The sequence below is a fragment of the Serratia sp. 2723 genome (assembly GCF_050434425.1).
In the GTDB taxonomy this organism is placed as follows: domain Bacteria; phylum Pseudomonadota; class Gammaproteobacteria; order Enterobacterales; family Enterobacteriaceae; genus Chania.
The window spans coordinates 381034-402574 of sequence record NZ_JBNDIN010000003.1 but is presented as its reverse complement, the minus strand read 5'-3'; the positions used below and the strand labels follow the sequence as shown (position 1 = coordinate 402574).

At 56.1% G+C, this 21541-nt stretch carries 20 protein-coding genes; 16 read left to right on the top strand and 4 right to left on the bottom strand.

What is annotated here, in order from left to right:
• The first annotated feature begins 96 nt into the window (after positions 1 to 96).
• The 3 genes from ABIE29_RS06860 to ABIE29_RS06850 are packed head-to-tail and all read left to right on the top strand — an operon-like array spanning position 97 to position 1936.
• Positions 97 to 711 (top strand): methylthioribulose 1-phosphate dehydratase, encoded by a 615-nt coding sequence (locus ABIE29_RS06860; protein ID WP_429617466.1) that lies wholly within the window; start codon positions 97 to 99, stop codon positions 709 to 711.
• Complete coding sequence (mtnC, locus tag ABIE29_RS06855; protein ID WP_429617463.1) at positions 708 to 1394, top strand: acireductone synthase; 687 nt, start codon at positions 708 to 710, stop codon at positions 1392 to 1394. Before ABIE29_RS06860 ends, mtnC begins: the two co-directional genes overlap by 4 nt.
• A complete protein-coding gene (locus tag ABIE29_RS06850) occupies positions 1394 to 1936 on the top strand; it encodes a 1,2-dihydroxy-3-keto-5-methylthiopentene dioxygenase (RefSeq protein ID WP_429617461.1) in 543 nt (180 codons plus the stop codon). Before mtnC ends, ABIE29_RS06850 begins: the two co-directional genes overlap by 1 nt.
• 314 nt (positions 1937 to 2250) lie before the next feature.
• Here the strand turns inward: ABIE29_RS06850 and mtnA are convergent, their stop codons facing one another.
• The gene (mtnA, locus tag ABIE29_RS06845; protein ID WP_429617459.1) at positions 2251 to 3279 is read right to left on the bottom strand and encodes an S-methyl-5-thioribose-1-phosphate isomerase; all 1029 of its coding nucleotides are present in this window, start codon (positions 3277 to 3279) and stop codon (positions 2251 to 2253) included.
• A gap of 143 nt (positions 3280 to 3422) precedes the next feature.
• Between mtnA and mtnK the strand changes: the two genes are divergently transcribed.
• Entirely contained in the window at positions 3423 to 4622 is a 1200-nt protein-coding gene (gene mtnK, locus ABIE29_RS06840; protein ID WP_429617458.1) for an S-methyl-5-thioribose kinase, read from the top strand.
• Positions 4623 to 4697: 75 nt separating this feature from the next.
• Here mtnK and fadE read toward each other — a convergent pair whose 3' ends face one another.
• Positions 4698 to 7154, bottom strand: coding sequence for an acyl-CoA dehydrogenase FadE (fadE, locus tag ABIE29_RS06835; RefSeq protein WP_429617456.1), 2457 nt, complete (start codon positions 7152 to 7154; stop codon positions 4698 to 4700).
• A 256-nt stretch (positions 7155 to 7410) separates the two neighbouring features.
• On the opposite strand from fadE, the gene lpcA reads away from it, so the two are divergent.
• Together lpcA and ABIE29_RS06825 are read left to right on the top strand one after the other, a co-directional pair.
• Positions 7411 to 7992 carry a D-sedoheptulose 7-phosphate isomerase gene (lpcA, locus tag ABIE29_RS06830; RefSeq protein WP_021181931.1) on the top strand — a complete coding sequence of 194 codons (582 nt, stop codon included), beginning with the start codon at positions 7411 to 7413 and terminating at the stop codon, positions 7990 to 7992.
• Between the two features lie 97 nt (positions 7993 to 8089).
• Positions 8090 to 8890, top strand: a complete 801-nt coding sequence (locus ABIE29_RS06825; RefSeq protein ID WP_429617452.1) for a class II glutamine amidotransferase — start codon at positions 8090 to 8092, stop codon at positions 8888 to 8890.
• On the opposite strand, the gene dpaA is transcribed toward ABIE29_RS06825, so the two are convergent.
• Positions 8828 to 9598, bottom strand: a complete 771-nt coding sequence (dpaA, locus tag ABIE29_RS06820; protein WP_429617450.1) for a peptidoglycan meso-diaminopimelic acid protein amidase — start codon at positions 9596 to 9598, stop codon at positions 8828 to 8830. The genes ABIE29_RS06825 and dpaA overlap by 63 nt on opposite strands.
• A 674-nt stretch (positions 9599 to 10272) precedes the next feature.
• Here dpaA and ABIE29_RS06815 point away from each other — a divergent pair.
• From ABIE29_RS06815 to ABIE29_RS06770, 10 genes are all read left to right on the top strand, one after another.
• Positions 10273 to 11622 (top strand): Na(+)-translocating NADH-quinone reductase subunit A, encoded by a 1350-nt coding sequence (locus ABIE29_RS06815; RefSeq protein WP_429617447.1) that lies wholly within the window; start codon positions 10273 to 10275, stop codon positions 11620 to 11622.
• 3 nt (positions 11623 to 11625) lie between these two features.
• On the top strand, positions 11626 to 12867 hold the full coding sequence (locus tag ABIE29_RS06810) for an NADH:ubiquinone reductase (Na(+)-transporting) subunit B (protein ID WP_429617445.1): 1242 nt from the start codon (positions 11626 to 11628) through the stop codon (positions 12865 to 12867).
• Positions 12857 to 13651 (top strand): Na(+)-translocating NADH-quinone reductase subunit C, encoded by a 795-nt coding sequence (locus ABIE29_RS06805; protein WP_429617442.1) that lies wholly within the window; start codon positions 12857 to 12859, stop codon positions 13649 to 13651. The genes ABIE29_RS06810 and ABIE29_RS06805 overlap by 11 nt, the downstream gene beginning before the upstream one ends.
• Complete coding sequence (locus ABIE29_RS06800) at positions 13644 to 14273, top strand: NADH:ubiquinone reductase (Na(+)-transporting) subunit D (protein WP_021181926.1); 630 nt, start codon at positions 13644 to 13646, stop codon at positions 14271 to 14273. Before ABIE29_RS06805 ends, ABIE29_RS06800 begins: the two co-directional genes overlap by 8 nt.
• Positions 14274 to 14279: 6 nt before the next feature.
• A complete protein-coding gene (nqrE, locus tag ABIE29_RS06795) occupies positions 14280 to 14876 on the top strand; it encodes an NADH:ubiquinone reductase (Na(+)-transporting) subunit E (protein WP_021181925.1) in 597 nt (198 codons plus the stop codon).
• Between the two features lie 15 nt (positions 14877 to 14891).
• A complete protein-coding gene (gene nqrF, locus ABIE29_RS06790) occupies positions 14892 to 16115 on the top strand; it encodes an NADH:ubiquinone reductase (Na(+)-transporting) subunit F (protein ID WP_429617438.1) in 1224 nt (407 codons plus the stop codon).
• A 24-nt stretch (positions 16116 to 16139) separates the two neighbouring features.
• Entirely contained in the window at positions 16140 to 17153 is a 1014-nt protein-coding gene (locus tag ABIE29_RS06785; RefSeq protein ID WP_429617436.1) for an FAD:protein FMN transferase, read from the top strand.
• 5 nt (positions 17154 to 17158) lie between these two features.
• Complete coding sequence (gene nqrM / locus ABIE29_RS06780; protein WP_065683846.1) at positions 17159 to 17386, top strand: (Na+)-NQR maturation NqrM; 228 nt, start codon at positions 17159 to 17161, stop codon at positions 17384 to 17386.
• A gap of 264 nt (positions 17387 to 17650) precedes the next feature.
• Entirely contained in the window at positions 17651 to 18709 is a 1059-nt protein-coding gene (gene dinB / locus ABIE29_RS06775; protein WP_429617435.1) for a DNA polymerase IV, read from the top strand.
• Between the two features lie 88 nt (positions 18710 to 18797).
• A complete protein-coding gene (locus ABIE29_RS06770) occupies positions 18798 to 19811 on the top strand; it encodes a hypothetical protein (protein ID WP_429617434.1) in 1014 nt (337 codons plus the stop codon).
• A 64-nt stretch (positions 19812 to 19875) separates the two neighbouring features.
• Here the strand turns inward: ABIE29_RS06770 and pepD are convergent, their stop codons facing one another.
• Entirely contained in the window at positions 19876 to 21336 is a 1461-nt protein-coding gene (gene pepD, locus ABIE29_RS06765) for a beta-Ala-His dipeptidase (RefSeq protein ID WP_429617431.1), read from the bottom strand.
• Positions 21337 to 21541: the final 205 nt, after the last annotated feature.

Here is a 21541-nt window from a genome sequence, read left to right as displayed (position 1 = left end):
CTATCCTCGTCACCTAACTACAACTTGAAATTCTTAGAGGATAGGTGAGTCACATTCAATCAATCGCCAAAAGCTACCTGCCAGGAAATAGAGAGAATGATGGAAAACCCGCAATTATCTGCCCTATTGGCCGCCTGCCACTGGATCGGTGAGAAAGGCTGGTGTCCGGCGACCGGCGGTAATATGTCGCTGCGCCTTGATACCCAACATTGCCTGGTGACCGAGTCCGGTAAAGACAAAGGCAGCCTGAGCGAACAGGATTTATTGCTGGTGGAAACGGCAAACAACCATGTCCCCAGCGGCCGCACGCCTTCGGCGGAAACCGGCCTGCACACGCTGATCTACCGCCTCTATCCCACCGTCGGTGCCATCCTGCATACCCATTCGGTCAATGCCACCGTGCTTTCCCGCGTGGAGAAAAGTGAAGCACTGGTGCTGCAAGGGTATGAAATGCAGAAATCCCTCAGCGGTCAGAAGAGCCATCTCGACAGCGTCAGCATCCCCATTTTTGATAACGACCAGGATATTCCGGCGCTGGTTGCGCGTGTGGCCGCATTTGCCGAGGTAACGCCCTTGCAGTACGGTTTTCTGGTGCGCGGCCACGGCTTGTATTGCTGGGGCAAACAGGTGGAGGAAGCGCACCGCCACCTTGAAGGGCTGGAGTTCCTGTTCCAGTGCGAACTGCAACGCCGTTTACTGGAGGCAAAATGATCCGCGCCATCGTCACCGATATTGAAGGTACCACCAGCGATATCCGCTTTGTACATCAGGTGCTGTTCCCTTATGCCCGTGAACGCCTGGGGGCGTTTATCCGCAGCCATGCTAATGACGCCGAAGTTACGGCTCCGCTGACGGCATTGCGTGCAGAGATCGGACAGCCGGACGCCGATAATGAGCGGCTTATTACCATCCTTTATCGCTTTATGGATGAAGATCGCAAATCGACCGCGCTGAAGGCCCTGCAGGGCATTATCTGGCGCAGCGGTTACCTGAACGGTGATTTCCAGGGGCATCTCTACCCTGAGGTGGCCGAACAACTGGCCGCCTGGCAGCAGCAAGGGCTGAAGCTGTACGTCTATTCCTCCGGCTCGGTTGAAGCGCAAAAGCTGTTGTTTGGTTACAGCGATGCAGGAGATCTGCAACCGCTGTTCAGCGGTTACTTTGATACGCACGTGGGGGCCAAGCGTGAAAGCGCGTCTTACCACAATATCGCCCAGGCCATCGGTCTGGAGCCAACTGAGCTGCTGTTCCTTTCCGATATCCATCAGGAGCTGGACGCGGCACGGCTGGCAGGTTGGCATACCTGCCAACTGATCCGTGACGCCGCCGATCTGCAAAGCCAACACCGGCAGGTTAAGCGTTTTGATCACATCGAATTAGGGGAGTTTGTCTAATGAGTGGATTGACCATTTTTAGCGATAAAGAGCCGCAGCAGCCGTTATGGCAGAGCCAGGATGCGCAGGCTATCCAGCAGCAGTTGGCGCAGATTGGCGTGCGCTTTGAGCGTTGGCAGGCCGATCGCGAGTTGGGCGCGAACCCACAGCCAGCAGCGGTGATCGCCGCCTATCAGCATGAGATCGACCGGCTGGTGGCAGAAAAGGGCTACCAGAGCTGGGATGTGATCAGCATGCGTCCAGATAACGCCCAGCGTGCGGTGCTGCGGGAAAAATTCCTGGCCGAACATACCCATGGCGAGGATGAAGTGCGCTTCTTTGTCGAAGGGGCGGGGCTGTTTTGCCTGCATCTGGAAGGGAAAATCTTCCAGATCCTGTGCGAGAAAAACGACCTGATCTCGGTGCCAGCCAATACTCGCCACTGGTTTGATATGGGCTCGGCCCCCAACTTCACCGCCATCCGCGTCTTTGATAATCCTGAAGGTTGGGTGGCCCATTTCACCGGCGACAAAATTGCCGAGGCATATCCAAAGCTAGATTGAATCCCCTCACCTTAACCCTCTCCCACAAGGAGAGGGGACCGATCGAGTTCGCTGATTTTTCTGCATTCTACTGCCATCCTCGTTGTTCTTGCTTCCAACTTCCCGACGTTGCACGATCCAACCACGCGCTCCGGGCTGCTCACCCCAATCCTCTCCCACAAGGAGAGAGGCCCGATCGAGTTCGCTGATTTTTCTGCATTCTACTGCCATCCTCGTTGTTCTTGCTCCCAACTTCCCGAAGTTGCACGATCCAACCACGCGCTCCGGGCAGCTCCCTCTCCCTGTGGGAGAGGGTTGGGGTGAGGGGCAAAAAGTTATGCCAATGCGCGCTGGAAAATCCCGTCGGCAACCTGCTCTGGCGTAATGACGCCGCTATCCAACACCCAGCCGCTGATTAGCGCCGCAGGAGTCACATCAAATGCCGGGTTGTAGGTTGGCGCATTGAGCGGTGCCCACTGGCAGGAACCAAAGCTGCCGCTGACGCCGGTGATTTCTTCGGCCGCGCGCTGTTCGATAGGAATGGCTGCGCCGTTGGGGCAATGAGGATCGTGCGTGGTATGTGGGGCGGCCACGTAAAACGGGATACGGTGGTAATGGGCCAGCACCGCCAGGCTGTAAGTGCCGATTTTATTGGCCACGTCACCGTTGGCCGCAATGCGGTCCGCACCTACCCAGACGGCATCGACCTGGCCCGTAGCCATCAGGCTGGCAGCCATGGAATCGCAGATCAAGCGGTAAGGAATGCCCAGCTCACCCAGTTCCCAGGCGGTAAGGCGGCCTCCTTGCAGCAACGGGCGGGTTTCATCGACCCACACCTGGGCGATCTTGCCTTGCTGATGCGCACGTAGCAGCACGCCAATCGCCGTACCCACGCCCGCCGTCGCCAGCCCTCCGGTGTTGCAATGGGTGAGCAGGCGGCTACCCGGTTTCACCCACTCGGCCCCGTTATCGGCGATGCGATCGCACAGGGTTCGATCTTCCTCGACCTGGCGCAGCGCTTCCTCGCTCATGGCGCTCACCCAATCCGGCTGTGCCAAAGCCTGCTTCATACGATCCAGATTGTTCATCAGGTTCACCGCGGTTGGGCGTGAGGCGCGTAGCGTCTGCAATGCCTGCTCCAGTTCAGACTGCGACAGGCCACGCTCGGCCAACAGGGCGAGCAGCAGGCTGGCAGACAGCCCGATCAACGGTGCGCCGCGTACCCGCAGGGCGCGGATATGTCCAACCAATTCGTCCACGCTATCGCAGGGCAGCCAGCGCTTTTCCTGCGGTAAGGCTTGCTGATCGAGGATCTGCAGCCGGTTGTTTTGCAGGCTCAGGCTGGTGGTGTTAAGTGCTTGCATCAGTGGTTAAATCCTTGTGTGTTTCTTATTGCATCTGTGAACCCATTCTGCCAACATGACATCTGGATGTATAGACGTCCAAACGCTTTTGCGTCTAAAAATAAAAAAATCATCGCTATGGGAAAGAACAGAGGGGTTGGGGGATGTCACAATATCGTACGTTTACTGCTGCCGATGCCGTTGAATACGCGCGCCAATATGGGCAACTGGCCGATCCACAGGCGCTGGTGAGTGCCGACGAGATCGGTGATGGCAATCTGAACCTGGTGTTTAAAATCCGTGATGCGGACGGCGTCAGCCGAGTGATCGTCAAACAGGCGCTGCCGTACGTACGTTGCGTGGGGGAGTCCTGGCCGTTGACGCTGGATCGGGCGCGTATCGAAGCGGAAACGCTGCTGATCCACGGGGCGCTGTGCCCACGCCACACGGTGCAGGTGCTGCATCACGATCCAGAGCTGGCGGTGATGGTGCAGGAAGATCTCTCTGATCATCACATCTGGCGCAGCGAACTGGTGAAAGGGCGCTACTATCCGCTGGCCGCCGGGCAACTGGCGGAATACCTGGCGCAGACCCTGTTCCACACCTCTGATTTTTACCAGACCGCACAGCTGAAAAAGGCGGAAGTCAGCCGTTTCACCAACCCGGAGTTGTGCCAGATCACCGAAGATCTGTTTTTCAGCGATCCCTATCAGGATCATGAACGTAATCGGTTTGACGAAGCGCTGTTGCCGCAGGTGCTGGCGCTGCGCAATGACGCGGCGCTGAAGCTGGCGGTAGCCGGGCTGAAGCATCGCTTCCTGAGCAAGGCCGAGGCGTTGCTGCACGGTGATATTCACAGCGGTTCGATCTTTGTCGCGGAAGGCAAGCTGAAGGCGATCGATGCCGAATTCGGTTTCTACGGGCCGATCGGCTTCGATATTGGCACTGCGCTGGGCAATCTGCTGCTGAACTATTGCGGTTGGCCGGGGTTGTTCGGCCCGCGTGATGCGGCGGCCGGGCGTGAGCAGCGGTTGCAGGATGTGCGTGAGCTGTGGCTGATCTTTGCCGATCGCTTTCTGGCGTTGTGCCATCAACATAGCCGTGACGCAACGCTGGCGCTGCCGGGCTATGCCGAGCAGTTCCTGCAACAGGTATGGACAGATGCGGTGGGTTATTGCGGCACGGAGCTGATACGTCGCACCATCGGGCTGGCGCATGTGGCCGATCTGGACAGCATCAGTGATGGGGAAATGCGTGCCGAATGTCAGCGCAACGCCCTCAATCTGGGCCGCGCGCTGATCGTCAATGCGCCGCACATAGAACATATCGATGCCTTGCTGGCGCGTATCCGCCAACATGGCTGAGCCAATCTGAATCTGCAATAAAAAAGGGGCGATCCGTTATGGCATCGCCCCTTTGGTATTTACGACCGGTGACCGTTATGCGGCTTCAGTCTGCTGCTGGCGTTTTTCCAGCTTTACTGGCTTTACCGGCTGCTGCGCCGCCAGCGCGTCCGGAGCAAAGTCATCAACGTTGATTGAACGCAGACGGCTCTCTTCCGCTTTCACCAGGATCTTGGCTTCGTCGGCGCTGATCTTGCCTTCATCCAGTGCACGCTGTGCCAGACGATCCAGACGGGTGAACGGCAGGTTCTTACCGGATTGTTTGCACAGGCGCTGGTGGATAGGTTCTGCGGCAATCACGTCCAGCAACGCGGCTTCCAGCAGGCCAACCGGGTTATGCTCGCTTGGCGTCAGGTATTGGCCACGGCCAAGGCGGCTACGGGTGGCTGAAGGCTGTTGGATAATCTTCGCCAACTGGTGGTCCAGCTTATCCGAAGGCGCAGTATGCACACGGCCGAATGGGAACACCACCAGACGCATCACCCCGGCGATAAAGCGGTTCGGGAAGTTGCGCAGCAAATCGTCCAACGCCTGCTCTGCCTGGTTCAGGCTGTCTTGCACGCCCCAGTGAACCAGTGGCAGATCTTCTTTCTGACGCCCTTCATCTTCAAAGCGTTTCAGCGTGGCTGAGGCCAGGTACATCTGGCTCAGCACGTCACCCAGGCGGGCTGAGATACGCTCGCGGCGCTTCAGGCTGCCGCCCAGTACGCCCATGGAAACGTCAGACAGCAACGCCAGGTTGGCGCTCAGACGGTTGAGCTGCTGGTAGTAGCGGCGTGTGGCATCCTTGGTTGGTGTGCTGCTGGTGCGGCCGTTGGTCAGGCCGAGCCACAGGCTGCGCATTTTGCTGCTGCCAACGTGGCCGAGGTGGCCAAACAGCGCCTGGTCGAAGCTGTGCAGATCGTTGTTTTGAGCGGCTGCCATTTCGGTCAGCACATAAGGGTGGCAGCGGATCGCCCCTTGGCCGAAGATCATCATGGTACGGGTCAGAATATTGGCACCTTCCACCGTGATGGCGATCGGTGCGCCCTGGTAAGCACGGGCCAGGAAGTTGGCTTCGCCCAGCATGATGCCTTTACCGCCGGTGATATCCATCGCATCAATGATGGCCTGCTGGCCACGGTGGGTACAATGGTATTTCACGATGGCGGACAGCACCGCCGGTTTTTCGCCCTGCATCAACGCATAGGTGATAAGTGAGGCGGCGGCATCCATCACGTAGGTGTTACCGGCAATACGGGCCAGCGGTTCTTCAATCCCTTCCATCTTACCGATAGAGATTTTGAACTGGCGGCGAATATGGGCGTACGCGCCGGTCGCCAAAGCCACCGATTTCAGGCTACCGGTGGAGTTGGACGGCAGGGTGATACCACGGCCAACCGACAAGCATTCAACCAGCATCCGCCAGCCTTGACCGGCCATTTTTGGCCCGCCAATGATGTAATCGATCGGTACGAACACGTCGTTGCCGCGGGTTGGGCCATTCTGGAACGGCACGTTGAGCGGGAAGTGACGGTTGCCGATCTCTACCCCTGGGGTGTTGGTTGGGATCAACGCACAGGTGATCCCGGGGGATTCGTTATCGCTCAACAGGCGGCTTGGGTCATGCAGCTTGAAGGCCAACCCCAGTACGGTGGCAATCGGTGCCAGGGTAATATAGCGCTTGTTCCAGGTCAGGCGCATGCCCAGCACCTGTTTACCTTGCCATTCGCCCATGCACACGGTGCCCACGTCCGGGATGGCTCCTGCGTCGGAACCCGCTTCCGGGCTGGTCAGGGCGAAGCAAGGAATTTCGTCGCCGCGCGCCAGGCCTGGCAGATAGTGATCTTTCTGTTCTTCAGTGCCGTAATGTTGCAGCAGTTCGCCTGGACCGAGGGAGTTAGGCACGCCGACGGTGATCGCCAGAATACCGGAAACACCCGCCAGTTTTTGCAGGACGCGGGCCTGAGCATAAGGGGAGAATTCCAGCCCGCCGTACTCTTTCTTGATGATCATCGCAAAGAAGCGATGCTCTTTCAGATAGGCCCACAGTTCCGGCGGCAGATCGGCCAGTTCGTGGGTGATCTCGAAGTCATTGGCCATGCGGCAGGCTTCTTCCACCGGGCCGTCGATAAAGGCTTGCTCTTCCTCTGTCAGCTTGGGCTGCGGATAGTTGTGCAGCTTGTTCCAATCCGGTTGGCCGCGGAACAGATCGCCTTCCCACCAGGTGGTCCCGGCGTCGATGGCTTCTTTTTCCGTGGTGGACATAGGTGGCATCACTTTGCGGAAGGCGCGCAGTGCAGGGGCAGAAAGCAGCGAGCGGCGCAGCGAAACGACGTTCAGCGGCAGCAGTACGATCGCCAGCGGTACCAGCATCCAGTAAGTCCAAAGGCCGATTGCGCCCATGGCCGCCGTAAAGGCCAACAGCAACAGACTGCTGAGAGCCAGGTTCACTCGGTGATAAAACACCACACCAATGAGTGCGAGTAGAATAACGATACTAAGAACCATCATAAGAAGCTCCGAAGTAGTAAGAGGTCCGACCTGTTGTGTATAACTAATGGTTTTAGTCCATACCTATTTTTTTATCAATGTATTTACACTTTAATTACAACTCAAGTCACAAACTGATAGCATCAATTGTCAAAAAATCGCCGGGTCGTTTCACACTGGCGCTGTTTGCGTCGCAACGCTTCTCGGTTTTTCTGCAATCCGTTACACTGCAAGACGAAAGATTGACGATGCCACCGCACAACTTGAGGCGATCTCTATGTACCACGATTTAATTCGCAGTGAACTGAATGAAGCGGCTGATACCCTGGCGAAATTCCTCAGCGATGACGCCAATATTGATACCATCCAACGCGCGGCAGTGCTGCTGGCGGACTCCTTTAAAGCCGGCGGGAAAGTGATCTCCTGCGGTAACGGTGGCTCGCATTGTGATGCGATGCACTTCGCGGAAGAGCTGACTGGCCGCTACCGTGAGAATCGCCCAGGTTATCCGGCGATTGCGATTTCTGACGTTAGCCATCTGTCCTGCGTCAGCAACGATTTCGGCTATGAATACGTGTTTTCCCGCTATGTGGAATCCGTAGGCCGTGAAGGCGACGTGCTGTTGGGGATCTCCACCTCCGGCAACTCTGGCAACATCATCAAAGCCATTGAAGCGGCCCGCGCCAAGGGGATGAAAGTGATCACCCTGACCGGTAAAGACGGTGGCAAAATGGCCGGTAGCGCCGACGTGGAAATCCGCGTGCCGCACTTTGGTTACGCCGACCGTATCCAGGAAATCCACATCAAAGCGATCCACATCTTGATCCTGTTGATCGAAAAAGAGATGGTTAAGGCTTAACGGCGAGCGAGGGCGCATGCGTCCTCTATCAGCATTAATGTAGGGCGTGGCATCAAGCTGCGCCCTTATGTCAGTAGTCCTCAAGGGGTGGCAATCGATGTGTGAACTGCTCGGGATGAGCGCCAACGTACCAACCGACATCTGCTTTAGCTTTACCGGGCTGGTACAGCGCGGTGGCCGAACCGGGCCGCATAAAGATGGCTGGGGCATTACCTTCTATGAAGGCAACGGCTGTCGCACATTCAAGGATCCCCAACCCAGCTTCAATTCACCTATCGCCCGCCTGGTACAGGAATACCCGATCAAGTCCTGTGCCGTGGTCTCCCACATCCGCCAGGCTAATCGTGGCGAGGTGGCGCTGGAAAATACCCATCCCTTTACCCGTGAGCTGTGGGGCCGCAACTGGACTTACGCTCACAATGGGCAACTGAAAGGCTATCGCCAACTGGCGACCGGCAATTTCCGCCCGGTAGGGCAGACCGACAGTGAATATGCCTTCTGCTGGCTGTTACACCAGTTGGCGCTGAAATACCCCCGCACTCCCAGCAATTGGCCGGCCGTGTTTCGCTATATCGCGTTATTGGCCGATCGGCTCAGGGATAAAGGGGTGTTCAATATGCTGTTGTCGGACGGGCGCTTTGTGATGGCCTATTGCTCCACCAACCTTTACTGGATCACCCGGCGAGCACCGTTTGGCAAAGCTACCTTGCTCGATCAGGACGTAGAGATTGATTTTCAGCGGCAGACCACGCCGGATGACGTGGTCACGGTCATTGCGACCCAACCGCTGACGGGCAATGAAACCTGGCACAAGATTGCACCAGGCGAGTTTGCGTTATTTTACTACGGTGAGCGGCTGGCTGCGGGCGAACGGGTTGTTGCTAGTCTCAATCGTTGAGGCGTACTGCGTTGGCTGACCGCTGCCAATCACCGGCTGAGCCATCACATATTGGCCGTTGGCCACGCTAACCATCGGTGGCTGACGGTTTTTGACGAAGTAGTCATAACCCGGTTTCAACTGACGCCAGAAGCTGATGTAGGTTGAAGAACGGTGGCGTTGCAGGTTCTGTTCGGTCATGCGGAACGGATAAATGCTGATATCCACCCGGCTTTGCCCATGGGCAAACGCCGCCTCAACGTAACGATAGATATCGTCCATATAGGCGTTGGTCATTGCGTAGCAACCAATTGATTTACATTCCCCGTGGATCATCAGATAGGCTCCGGAATATCCCTGCGCTTTATCGTAATCATTCGGGAAACCGATATTGATGGCGCGATAATATTTGCTGTCCGGCTTCAGATGGCGGGTATCGACGCTATAAAAGCCTTCAGGGCTTTTAAAATCCCCTTCACGGCGCTTCGGGCCAAGGCCACCAGAGAAGTTGCAGATAGAGAAGCTATTCACCAGGCGGAATTCGTTGCCCATCTTGGCATACAGTTCCAGCTTGCGTTCTTCTTTGAATATCTGGATATAGACCGGTGAACCTAATAACTGCTGTGCAACTAAAGGGGACTGGGGAGCCGGGGCTGGCTCACTGGCGCTGCACGCCGTGATCAGCGGCGTACAAAATAGCATCGCAAACAACAGCGCGATTTTGCTCATTATTAATTTATCCTGCTTATATTTATTTGCTGGCATATCCCCGTCGCCTTTCAAGCTGCAGCGTTGTTACCTGCGCTTGCTCACCCCAGTCACTTATCTAAGTAAGCTCCTGGGGATGAACAAGCTAGTCGCCTAGCTGCAGCTTGAAATTCATAGGGGATAAAAACTAATGTAGCCAGCATGCCACTGACGAGATTTCGTATTTAACCCTGTCAGATTACCAGCGTGTTGTTTTTTAGCAATATGCGAAGTGTATAAAAAAACTACAATCATCGGTAAAAGTGAAATGAACCTGCGTTTTTAACGAGTAGTGTCAAGAGATAACAGCAGTTTAATTGCATTTCCTCGACTCAGGTCACTAGATAGCACGGAAAAATTCTGTCGAAAATGTTAATATCTTGCCCATGCTGTATCGTTATTAGTCGGTAATCAGTACGTGGGAATTGTGTGAAACAGCATCAATTTCGCCATCGTTGATAGCAATGTTTTAACAATATGCAGCATTGGCTTAATCATTGATCTGGGTGTCAGCGGTCAGTGTGAATATTTCATGTTGGGCATGAGGTCAGCGTGTTCATCCGGAGGGGGCTAGGGCCACCTCATCATCCTGCATGCTTTATGCCTGCCTCTGGGTTGGTTGGGCGTGTGAAAATTTAAAACATCGTATAAATCCTATGATCAAAATAAAAAAAGGGTTAGATCTGCCAATAGCTGGGGCGCCTTCGCAGGTGATCCAGGATGGCCCAGCGGTCACACAAGTGGCGCTGCTCGGCCAGGAATATATTGGTATGCGCCCCTCAATGTTGGTACAGGTTGGCGATCGCGTTAAAAAAGGCCAGGCGCTGTTTGAAGATAAGAAGATCCCTGGGGTTTTCTTCACGGCACCGGCCAGTGGGCAGATCGCCGCTATCAATCGCGGCGAACGCCGTATGCTGCAATCGGTGGTGATTGACATCGACCACGGCGGCGAACAACAGGTGGAACTGGCCTATTATCAGCAGGCCGATTTGCCGATGCTGGAGCGCCAACAGGTTGAAAGCGATCTGATCGCCAGCGGCCTGTGGACCGCGCTACGCACACGCCCCTTCAGCAAAACCCCCCGTCCAGGCACCTCACCGCGCGCTATTTTCGTCAGCGCTATCGATACTCAGCCGCTGGCAGCGGATCCGTTGGTGATCATCAACGAGCAATTGGCGGCATTTAATGCCGGGCTGACGGTATTGGCACGCCTGACGGAAGGCAAGGTACACGTTTGCCACGCAGCGGGTACGCGGCTGGATACGGCTGCCGGGGCGCAGATTGATTACAGCGAGTTTGCTGGCCCGCACCCTGCGGGGCTGGTGGGCACGCATATTCACTTCCTGGAGCCGGTCAGCCTGAAGAAAACCGTTTGGCACATCGGTTACCAGGATGTGATCGCCATCGGCACCCTGTTTACTACCGGCAAGCTGGATACCCAGCGCGTGATCGCCCTGGCGGGGCCACAGGTGGAACAGCCGGTGCTGCTGCGCACCCGTTTGGGGGCCAGCCTGGAGCAACTGACGGCGGGCCGCCTGAAGGCCGGTGAGAACCGTGTGATTTCCGGCTCGGTGCTGAGTGGTTTCCATGCCAGCGGCCCGAGTGCCTGGCTTGGCCGTTTCCACAACCAGGTTTCGGTGTTGCTGGAAGGCCGGGAGAAAGAGCTGTTCGGCTGGATTGCTCCGGCATCGGACAAGTTCTCCATCACCCGCACCACGCTGGGCCATTTCCTCAAGCACAAGCTGTTCGCTTTCTCCACCACCACCAACGGCGGTGAGCGTTCGATGGTGCCGATCGGCAATTACGAGCGGGTGATGCCGCTGGATATTCTGCCGACCCATCTGCTGCGCGATCTGCTGGCAGGCGATACGGACAGTGCCCAGGCGCTGGGCTGTCTGGAGCTGGATGAAGAAGATCTGGCGTTGTGTACCTTCGTTTGCCCCGGCAAGTATGAATATGGCCCGGTGCTGCGCGAAGTGCTGACCAAGATTGAGCAGGAAGGATAACCGATGGGCCTGAAGAATTTTTTTGACAAGATTGAGCATCACTTCACGCCGGGTGGCAAGCTGGAAAAGTGGTACCCGCTGTTTGAGGCGACGGCGACGGTGTTCTACACCCCCGGCACGGTAACGCGCGGTGCCTCGCACGTACGTGATGCCATCGATCTGAAACGCATGATGATCCTGGTGTGGTTGGCGGTATTCCCGGCCATGTTCTGGGGCATGTATAACGTGGGCCAGCAGACCATTCCTGCACTGCACCATCTGTACAGCGGCGAACAGCTGCAACAGGTGCTGGCGGGGGACTGGCATTACTGGCTGGCACAGATGCTGGGGGCAACGCTTGGCGCCGATGCTGGCTGGATCAGCAAGATGGTGCTCGGTGCCACCTACTTCGTGCCGATCTACGCCGTGGTATTCCTGGTGGGCGGCTTCTGGGAAGTCGTGTTTGCCATGGTACGCAAACATGAGATCAACGAAGGCTTCTTCGTTACCTCCATTCTGTTCGCCCTGATTGTGCCGCCGACCATGCCGTTATGGCAGGCCGCGCTGGGCATCAGCTTTGGTGTGGTGGTTGCCAAGGAAATCTTCGGCGGTACCGGGCGTAACTTCCTCAACCCGGCGTTGGCGGGGCGTGCCTTCCTGTTCTTCGCCTACCCGGCGCAGATTTCCGGCGATCTGGTGTGGACTGCGGCAGACGGCTTTTCCGGTGCAACCCCGTTGGCGCAATGGAGCGTCGGCGGAGTTCACAGCCTGACCAACGTCACCACCGGCCAATCCATCAGTTGGATGGACGCGTTTATCGGTAACATTCCTGGTTCGATCGGGGAAGTCTCAACCCTGATGATCCTGCTGGGCGGGGCGATTATCCTGTTTGGCCGTGTCGCTTCCTGGCGCATCGTGGCCGGTGTGATGATCGGCATGATCGCCACGGCGTATCTGTTCAATGCCATCGGCTCTACCACCAACCCGATGTTTGCCATGCCTTGGTACTGGCACCTGGTACTGGGCGGTTTTGCCTTCGGTATGGTGTTTATGGCTACCGACCCGGTTTCCGCCTCGTTTACCAACAAAGGGAAATGGTGGTACGGCATCCTGATCGGCGTGATGTGCGTGCTGATCCGGGTGGTCAACCCGGCCTATCCGGAAGGCATGATGCTGGCGATCCTGTTCGCCAACCTGTTCGCACCGCTGTTCGATTACCTGGTGGTGCAGGCTAACATCAAGCGGAGAAAAGCACGTGGCGAATGAATCTAAAAATGACAGCTTTGGCAAAACGCTGCTGGTAGTGCTGCTGCTGTGTCTGGTGTGTTCGGTGGTGGTCGCGGGTTCCGCTGTTGGGTTGCAATCCAGGCAGCAGGAACAGCGGTTGCTGGATAAGCAACGCAACATCCTTGACGTAGCCGGTTTACTGCAACCGGGGATGACTGGCGAACGGGTGAAAGCCACCTTTAGCAAGCGCATCGAACCGCGTTTGCTGGATCTGGACAGCGGTGAGTTTGTGCCTGGGGATGCGACCTCCTTCGATCTGGCCGCCGCGCTACGCAGCGATGCCAAGAGCCGGGCGTTGAGCGCCGAGCAGGATCTGGCCGGCATCCGCCGCCGTAGCAATCAGGCTGAAATCTACCTGGTGCGCGACGAAAGCGGCGCGGTGAACAAGATTGTGCTGCCGGTCTATGGCACTGGCCTATGGTCGATGATGTACGCCTTCGTTGCGCTGGATGCCGATGGCAATACGGTACGCGGGCTGAGTTTCTATCAGCATGGCGAAACCCCGGGCCTGGGCGGCGAGATCCAGAACGCCAGTTGGCGCGCGCAGTGGATCGGCAAGCAGCTGTTTGATGACAGCGGCAACCCGGCAATCCGCATTGTGAAAGGCGGAGCGCGGCAAGGGGATATCCACGGTGTGGATGGCCTGTCCGGCGCGACGCTGACCGCTAACGGCGTACAGCATACGTTTAATTTCTGGTTGGGCGAGCACGGCTTTGGCCCATTCCTGCAGAAAGTCCGTGAAGGAGCGCTGAAAAATGGCTGATTCCAAAGAGGTTAAACGGGTCCTGTTGGGGCCACTGTTTGACAATAACCCGATCGCGCTGCAGGTGCTTGGCGTCTGTTCGGCGCTGGCGGTGACCACCAAGCTGGAAACGGCGGTGGTGATGACGATTGCGGTCACCCTGGTCACTGCGTTTTCCAGCTTCTTTATTTCGCTGATCCGCCACCATATCCCCAACAGCGTGCGCATTATCGTGCAGATGACGATCATCGCTTCGCTGGTGATCGTGGTCGATCAGTTGCTGCGTGCCTATGCGTTTGAAATCTCCAAACAGCTTTCGGTGTTCGTCGGGCTGATCATCACCAACTGTATCGTGATGGGCCGCGCCGAGGCGTACGCCATGAAGTCGCCGCCGATTGAGAGCTTTATGGACGGTATCGGCAATGGCCTGGGCTACGGCGTGATCCTGATCCTGGTGGGCTTCCTGCGCGAGCTGGTCGGCTCGGGCAAGCTGTTTGGCATCACGGTGCTGGAAACGGTGCAGAACGGCGGCTGGTATCAGCCCAACGGTCTGTTCCTGCTGGCACCGAGTGCGTTCTTTATCATCGGCCTGCTGATTTGGGGGCTACGTTCCCTCAAGCCAGCGCAGATAGAAAAGGAGTAACCGCCGATGGCTCACTATATCAGCCTGTTTGTGCGTGCGGTGTTCGTTGAGAACATGGCGCTGGCGTTCTTCCTGGGGATGTGTACCTTCCTGGCGGTGTCGAAGAAGGTCTCGACCTCGTTTGGCTTGGGGATTGCCGTAACGCTGGTGCTGGGTATCTCGGTACCGGTCAACAACCTGGTCTATAACCTGATCCTGCGTGACGGGGCGCTGGTGGAAGGCGTCGATCTGAGCTTCCTCAACTTCATCACCTTTATCGGCGTGATTGCGGCGCTGGTGCAGATCCTGGAGATGATCCTCGATCGCTTCTTCCCGGCGCTCTACAACGCCCTGGGGATCTTCCTGCCGTTGATCACGGTGAACTGTGCCATCTTCGGCGGCGTGTCGTTCATGGTGCAGCGTGATTACAACTTTATGGAATCCGTGGTGTATGGCTTCGGCTCCGGCACCGGCTGGATGCTGGCGATTGTTGCCATGGCGGGGATCCGTGAAAAACTGAAGTATGCCGATGTGCCAGCCGGGTTGCGTGGCCTGGGCATTACCTTTATTACCACCGGATTGATGGCATTGGGCTTTATGTCGTTCTCCGGCGTCCAGTTGTAAAGGCAGGAAGCATTTATGGAAATTATTTTAGGCGTGGTGATGTTTACCTGCATCGTGATGGTGCTGGCGTTACTGATCCTGTTTGCCAAATCCAAGTTGGTGAACACCGGTGACATTGCCGTTGAGGTTAACGGCGATCAAGACAAAAGTTTTACCGCCCCAGCGGGTGACAAGCTGCTGAATATGTTGTCCAGCCAGGGGATCTTTGTCTCCTCGGCCTGTGGCGGCGGCGGCTCCTGCGGTCAGTGCCGGGTGGTGATCAAAGAGGGCGGCGGCGATATTCTGCCCACCGAGCTTTCCCATATCAGCAAGCGTGAAGCCAAAGAGGGCTGCCGCCTGGCGTGCCAGGTTAACGTGAAGCAGAACCTGAAAATCGAGCTGCCGGAAGAGATCTTCGGCGTGAAGAAATGGGACTGCGAGGTGATCTCCAACGATAACAAAGCCACCTTTATCAAAGAACTGAAGCTGCGCATTCCGGACGGGGAAGATGTGCCTTTCCGCGCCGGGGGCTTTATCCAGATCGAAGCGCCCGAGCATGAAGTGAGCTATGCCGATTTCGACGTGCCGCAGGAATACCGTGGCGACTGGGATAAATTCAATCTGTTCCGCTACCGTTCGGTAGTGAAAGAGCCAACGGTGCGCGCCTATTCGATGGCCAACTATCCCGATGAGAAAGGCATCATCATGCTCAACGTGCGTATCGCTACGCCACCGCCGAGCAACCCGGACGTGCCGCCAGGTATTATGTCTTCCTATATCTGGTCGCTGAAGGCGGGGGATAAGGTGACCATCTCCGGGCCGTTTGGCGAGTTCTTTGCCAAAGACACCGATGCCGAGATGATCTTCATCGGCGGCGGGGCCGGAATGGCACCGATGCGTTCACACATCTTTGACCAGTTGAAGCGCCTGAAGTCGCAGCGCAAAATCACTTTCTGGTACGGTGCGCGTTCCTTGCGTGAGATGTTCTACGAGGACGACTTTAACCATCTGCAGGAAGAGAACGAAAACTTCACCTGGCATGTGGCGCTCTCCGATCCGCAGCCGGAAGACAACTGGACGGGCTACACCGGCTTTATTCATAATGTCCTGCTGGAAAATTATCTGCGTAACCATCCAGCGCCGGAAGATTGTGAATTCTATATGTGTGGACCGCCGATGATGAACGCGGCGGTGATCAAGATGTTGAAGGACTTGGGTGTGGAAGACGAAAACATCATGCTCGATGACTTTGGCGGTTAAATGCGGGCAGTAGGTGGCGATGGAATGAAGGCTTGGATGAAGGTGGCGGCGTTGGTTGCTGCAGTGTTACTGACCGGTTGTGAGCCGAAACAGGAAAACCTGCGTGGCAAAACCATGGGCACGTCGTACTCGATCAGTTATCTCCCTGGGGACGGAACGCCTTCGGTGGCAAGGCTGCAAGCGGAGATCGACCAACGGCTGGTACAGGTCAACGATCAGATGTCGACCTATCAACCTGATTCCGAGCTGAGTCGGTTTAACGCCAGCCGTGAAGTAGACAAGCCTTTCCCGGTTTCTGCTGCCACCACGGAAGTGGTGCTGGAAGCGCTGCGCATCAACCGTGTGACCGACGGCGCGCTGGACGTGACCGTCGGGCCGCTGGTGAACCTGTGGGGTTTTGGCCCGGAAGGGCGGTCGGAAAAAGTGCCGAGTGCCACCGAGTTGGAACAGCGCCGCAGCTGGACGGGGATCGACAAACTGGCGGTTGAAGGCAATGCGCTGGTGAAACGCATTCCTGAGCTGTACGTCGACCTCTCTTCCATTGCCAAAGGCTACGGCGTTGATGCGATTGCTCAATATCTGCAATCACAGCACGTCGCAAACTACATGGTTGATATTGGCGGGGAAGTCCGCACCCGTGGTCATAACGGCGAGAAGAAGCCCTGGCGCATTGCCATCGAACGGCCAACCGCCGGGGGGGAGCAGCAGGCGCAACTGGTGATCGAGCCGGGTGAGATGGCGATGGCCACCTCTGGGGATTACCGAAATTACTTCGAGCAGGACGGAGTTCGCTATTCTCATACTATCGACCCGCTCACCGGTAAACCGATCCGCCACCATTTAGTGTCGATCACGGTGATCAGCCCGTTGTGTATGACGGCTGACGGGCTTTCTACCGGGTTAAACGTGATGGGGCCGGAGCGAGGTATGGCGCTGGCCAACCTGCTGGGGATCCCGGTGTTTATGATCGTGAAAACCGCCAAGGGGTTTGAGGAGCGCTATTCCGATGCGTTCAAGCCCTATCTGAAGAAAGGGTAGACGTTATGTTGACGATGTTCGCTGCATCCTTTGTGCTGTTTCTGCTGGTGGTTGGTGGGATGTCACTGGGCTATGTGTTCAAGCGCAAAACCTTGCAGGGCAGCTGTGGCGGCATTACGGCGCTGGGGATGGAAAAGGTCTGTGACTGCCCGGAGCCTTGCGACGCGCGCAAAAAGCGCATCGCCAAGGAAGCGCTGCGCCGCGAAATGCTGGAAAAACACCGGATCCTCTAGCCGTTCGGGATTTCCTACACCGGTGCGCTGTACGGCCCCTCACCCCAACCCTCTCCCAATGTACATACCGAGTACCTCATGAACACTTGTTTGGGGAGAGGGGCTAGTCCGGAGTTGCGGTCAGGTGCCGGAGCTAATTTGTGGCACGTTCGGTCCCCTCTCCCTGTGGGAGAGGGTTAGGGTGAGGGGCGCCACTAGTCTACACTCTCCATATTGAGCTTTTAATAATTGGCTGTATACTTATACAGTATTATTGGAGGCGCGATGCGTAAAATCATTCATGTCGATATGGACTGCTTCTTCGCAGCGGTAGAAATGCGCGACAATCCCAGCCTGCGCGATATCCCGCTGGCTATCGGTGCCAGCGCCGATCGGCGTGGCGTGATCAGCACCGCCAACTACCCGGCGCGCCGTTATGGCGTGCATAGCGCCATGCCGACCGCCACGGCGCTCAAGCTCTGCCCGCACTTGACGCTGTTACCGGGCCGCATGGCGGCCTATAAAGAAGCCTCACTGCATATCCGTGAAATCTTCGCCCGTTATACTCCGCTGATCGAACCGCTCTCTCTGGATGAAGCCTATCTGGACGTGACCAACAGCATCCAATGCAACGGCTCCGCCACCCTGATTGCCCAACAGATCCGCCAGGAAATTGCCGCTGAATTGAACCTGACCGCTTCGGCGGGCATTGCCCCCATCAAATTCCTGGCCAAGATCGCCTCCGAGTTGAACAAGCCAAACGGCCAATACGTCATCACACCGGCGCAGGTGCCCGCTTTCTTGCAGCAGCTGCCGCTGAGTAAAATTCCCGGCGTGGGCAAGGTCACCGCCAAACGGTTGGAAGAGGTGGGGTTAATCACCTGCGCCGATGTGCAGAACTATAATCTGGCCGATTTGTTAAAGCGCTTCGGCAAATTTGGCCGGGTGCTGTGGGAACGCTGTCAGGGTATCGATGAGCGTGAGGTTTCCCCCGATCGTTTACGCAAATCGGTAGGGGTTGAGCGAACGCTGGTCGAGGACATTCATCATTGGGAAGATTGTGAAACGCTGATCGTTGAAAAACTCTATCCAGAGCTGGAAATGCGGCTGCGCAAGGTCAAACCGGATCTGCATATCGCCCGCCAAGGGGTGAAACTGAAGTTCCAGGATTTCCAGCAAACCACCCAGGAGCACGTTTGGCCGGTGCTCAATATTGAGGACTTGCTCAATGTTGCCCGCCAGGCGTGGCATGAGCGGCGGGAAGGGCGCGGCGTCAGGTTGGTTGGCCTGCACGTAACGCTGCTCGATCCCCAGTTGGAGCGGCAGCTGGTACTGACGTGGTGAGGCGAAAAACGAGTATGTTTAATCCACTCGCCTGGGTACAATCAACGCTTATTTTTTGGGGTTATATCCTTACAGGGAAGCAGGAACAATGGAAAAGACTCACCAAGCGTCCGCAACAAAATGGACGTGGGCCGATTTACACAGTAGCTATCGATTTTGGGGGCTGGTTTTTTATTTTGTTTTTATTGCTTCGAGTCAATATATCTTGAGCTTATATTCGGCGCTTTATATGAAGAAAGGTTCAGACTTGTCCTATTTGACGATTGGCATCGCTTTTTCATTCCAACAGGCCGGTTTTTTATTTGGTGTGATTCTGGCCTGGATAGCCAGCCGGATGAAAAGCTACTATTTACTGTACCTGTTTAGTGCCTTCTATTTACTGGGTATAGCATTATTCTGTTTCAATGTGGAAAACGTTGTTGCGCTGATGGCCGGGGAGATGCTGATAGGGCTGGGGATAGGGGCTATCATACTGATCATTCCTGCGTTTATTGCTGGTGCAGTCGGCAGTACAGAAACTTATGTCTTGGCATTTGGGTTGATGGCAACATTGAAGTTGTTGAATAATTTATCCATTGCGTCTCTGACAGGACGGGTTTTTGATATGGATCCGTTGCTTGACAATCCAACATACTTTTTTGCTGTATTAGCGACACCGGCGATCATTGGCACATTGTTGTTGATGCCGATGAAACCACAGTTATTTAATGTGGCGCCGCCGGTACGGCAGGCTGCTCCTCTTGCGCCGACATACCGCGAACCTGGAATTACCTTCCTGCTGTATTTTGTGCCGTTTTACAATATTTATTGGTTGGTAAAAATACATGCGGAAATCAGAAACTATAGCCAATCTGCGATACTACTAACCCCTAGAGGGGCTGGGTGGTCGGCTTTTGTTGTGCCTATTGTCACGCCAGCAATTTTCTCCACGCTAAACGATACTCTTCGGGCGATAATTGAAAGCCACGGGCAACAAGCAAGGTATAAGACTTGGCTGATAATTCTGTTTGCTTTCCTGCTGCCACCGGTTAGCGCAGCGCTGATACAGTCGCAGATGAATGAAATTAGCGGCAATCTGGCTAACAACGAAACGCAATCCTGACAGGTAGGGCCGATAGTTTTTTCAACTGAGTTATTGGGCCCAGCGTTAAACTGGGCCCAATATCTTATCCGCGCTCAGGGATCGCTTTCAGCAAGGCGGTCAGCAGCGTCCAGTATTGGCCAACGCTGGCGATATGCACCTGCTCATCCGGCGAGTGAGGCCCGGTGATGGTCGGCCCAATCGACACCATATCCATCTGTGGGTAAGGTTTCTTGAACAAGCCACACTCCAACCCGGCGTGGATCACCATGATGTTTGGCGTCTTGTTGAACAGCTTCTGGTAGGTTTCACGCACCAACTGCATCACAGGAGATTTGGCATCTGGCTGCCAGCCTGGATAGCCGCCTTTCGGTGCTACTTTGGCGTTGGCCAGTTGGCCTAATGCGGTCAGCATATCCACCACATAGTCTTTACCGCTGTCGAGCAGGGAGCGGATCAGGCAAATGATCTCGGCTTCATGCTCGCTGGTGGTCACCACGCCGACGTTCAGCGAAGTTTCTACCACGCCTTTCACTTCGTCGCTCATGCGGATCACGCCGTTAGGGGTACCGTTGAGCAGTGCCACCAAGCGGCTCTGACAGTCTGCGGTGAGTGCCTGCAAAGCGGTAGTGGCTGGCTCGAGCAGAACGGTAATGTTCTTCTCTTTGGCAGACAGTTCGTTTTGCAGCGTAGCCAGGAACTGCTGGCTCAGGGCTTTCAGCGCATCGGCTTTGGCGGCCGGAACGGCTACTACGGCAGAGGCTTCACGTGGGATGGCATTACGCAGCGTACCGCCGTTCAGCTCCAGCAGGCGCAGGTTCAGCTCTGGCGTGTGGGCAAACAGGAAACGGGCCAGCAGCTTGTTGGCGTTGCCCAGGCCGTGATGGATATCGGCACCGGAGTGGCCGCCTTTCAACCCTTTCAGGGTCAGCTTCAGCGTTTGGTAACCGGCTGGCAGTGCTTCACGTTGCAGTGGCAGGGTGGTGATGAAATCGATCCCCCCGGCGCAGCCCATGTAGATTTCGCCTTCCTCTTCGGAGTCGGTGTTGATCAGGATGTCAGCTTGTAACCAGTTTGGCTGCAGGCCAAAGGCACCGTCCATACCGGCTTCTTCCGTCATGGTCAACAGGACTTCCAGCGGGCCATGCTCTACGCTGTCATCGGCCAGCACCGCCAGCGCAGAGGCCATACCGATACCGTTATCGGCACCCAGCGTAGTACCGCGTGCCTTGATCCATTCGCCGTCGATATAAGGCTGGATCGGGTCTTTGGCGAAATCGTGAACCGTATCGTTGTTCTTTTGCGGCACCATATCCAGGTGTGCTTGCAGCGCTACCGGCTTGCGGTTTTCCATACCTTTGGTGGCAGGCTTGCGCAGCAGAATATTGCCGACCTGGTCGCGTTCGGCATGCAGGTTCTTTTCTTTTGCCCAGTCGAGGATATGCTGTGCTAGCGCTTCTTCATGGTAGGAAGGGTGCGGGATCGAGCAGATTTTGGCAAAAATATCCCACAGCGGCTGTGGCGAAAGTTGAGACAATTCAGACACTATAAGTCTCCTGTGACAGCATTTTCAGCAAGGAGTGAATGCTGTGCGGTTAGGGTGAGTAGCTATCTGTGCTTCAGGCACGTGAACCTGAGAATATCATTTTATTCGCGGCTGTGCGCGCCCCGTATGACGCTGTTTATCGGCTTGGGTTCCCCGTTTTACGGGCGGTTGCGCAGATAAGCCGCGCGACTCGCCACCAAGATAT

Excerpts from the sequence above, each read along its gene's own strand:
- ABIE29_RS06860 (WP_429617466.1), top strand. The coding sequence starts at position 97 with ATGATGGAAAACCCGCAATTATCTGCCCTATTGGCCGCCTGCCACTGG.
- mtnC (WP_429617463.1), top strand. The coding sequence starts at position 708 with ATGATCCGCGCCATCGTCACCGATATTGAAGGTACCACCAGCGATATC.
- ABIE29_RS06850 (WP_429617461.1), top strand. The coding sequence starts at position 1,394 with ATGAGTGGATTGACCATTTTTAGCGATAAAGAGCCGCAGCAGCCGTTA.
- mtnA (WP_429617459.1), bottom strand. The coding sequence starts at position 3,279 with ATGCAAGCACTTAACACCACCAGCCTGAGCCTGCAAAACAACCGGCTG.
- mtnK (WP_429617458.1), top strand. The coding sequence starts at position 3,423 with ATGTCACAATATCGTACGTTTACTGCTGCCGATGCCGTTGAATACGCG.
- fadE (WP_429617456.1), bottom strand. The coding sequence starts at position 7,154 with ATGATGGTTCTTAGTATCGTTATTCTACTCGCACTCATTGGTGTGGTG.
- lpcA (WP_021181931.1), top strand. The coding sequence starts at position 7,411 with ATGTACCACGATTTAATTCGCAGTGAACTGAATGAAGCGGCTGATACC.
- ABIE29_RS06825 (WP_429617452.1), top strand. The coding sequence starts at position 8,090 with ATGTGTGAACTGCTCGGGATGAGCGCCAACGTACCAACCGACATCTGC.
- dpaA (WP_429617450.1), bottom strand. The coding sequence starts at position 9,598 with ATGAGCAAAATCGCGCTGTTGTTTGCGATGCTATTTTGTACGCCGCTG.
- ABIE29_RS06815 (WP_429617447.1), top strand. The coding sequence starts at position 10,273 with ATGATCAAAATAAAAAAAGGGTTAGATCTGCCAATAGCTGGGGCGCCT.
- ABIE29_RS06810 (WP_429617445.1), top strand. The coding sequence starts at position 11,626 with ATGGGCCTGAAGAATTTTTTTGACAAGATTGAGCATCACTTCACGCCG.
- ABIE29_RS06800 (WP_021181926.1), top strand. The coding sequence starts at position 13,644 with ATGGCTGATTCCAAAGAGGTTAAACGGGTCCTGTTGGGGCCACTGTTT.
- nqrE (WP_021181925.1), top strand. The coding sequence starts at position 14,280 with ATGGCTCACTATATCAGCCTGTTTGTGCGTGCGGTGTTCGTTGAGAAC.
- nqrF (WP_429617438.1), top strand. The coding sequence starts at position 14,892 with ATGGAAATTATTTTAGGCGTGGTGATGTTTACCTGCATCGTGATGGTG.
- ABIE29_RS06785 (WP_429617436.1), top strand. The coding sequence starts at position 16,140 with ATGAAGGCTTGGATGAAGGTGGCGGCGTTGGTTGCTGCAGTGTTACTG.
- nqrM (WP_065683846.1), top strand. The coding sequence starts at position 17,159 with ATGTTGACGATGTTCGCTGCATCCTTTGTGCTGTTTCTGCTGGTGGTT.
- dinB (WP_429617435.1), top strand. The coding sequence starts at position 17,651 with ATGCGTAAAATCATTCATGTCGATATGGACTGCTTCTTCGCAGCGGTA.
- ABIE29_RS06770 (WP_429617434.1), top strand. The coding sequence starts at position 18,798 with ATGGAAAAGACTCACCAAGCGTCCGCAACAAAATGGACGTGGGCCGAT.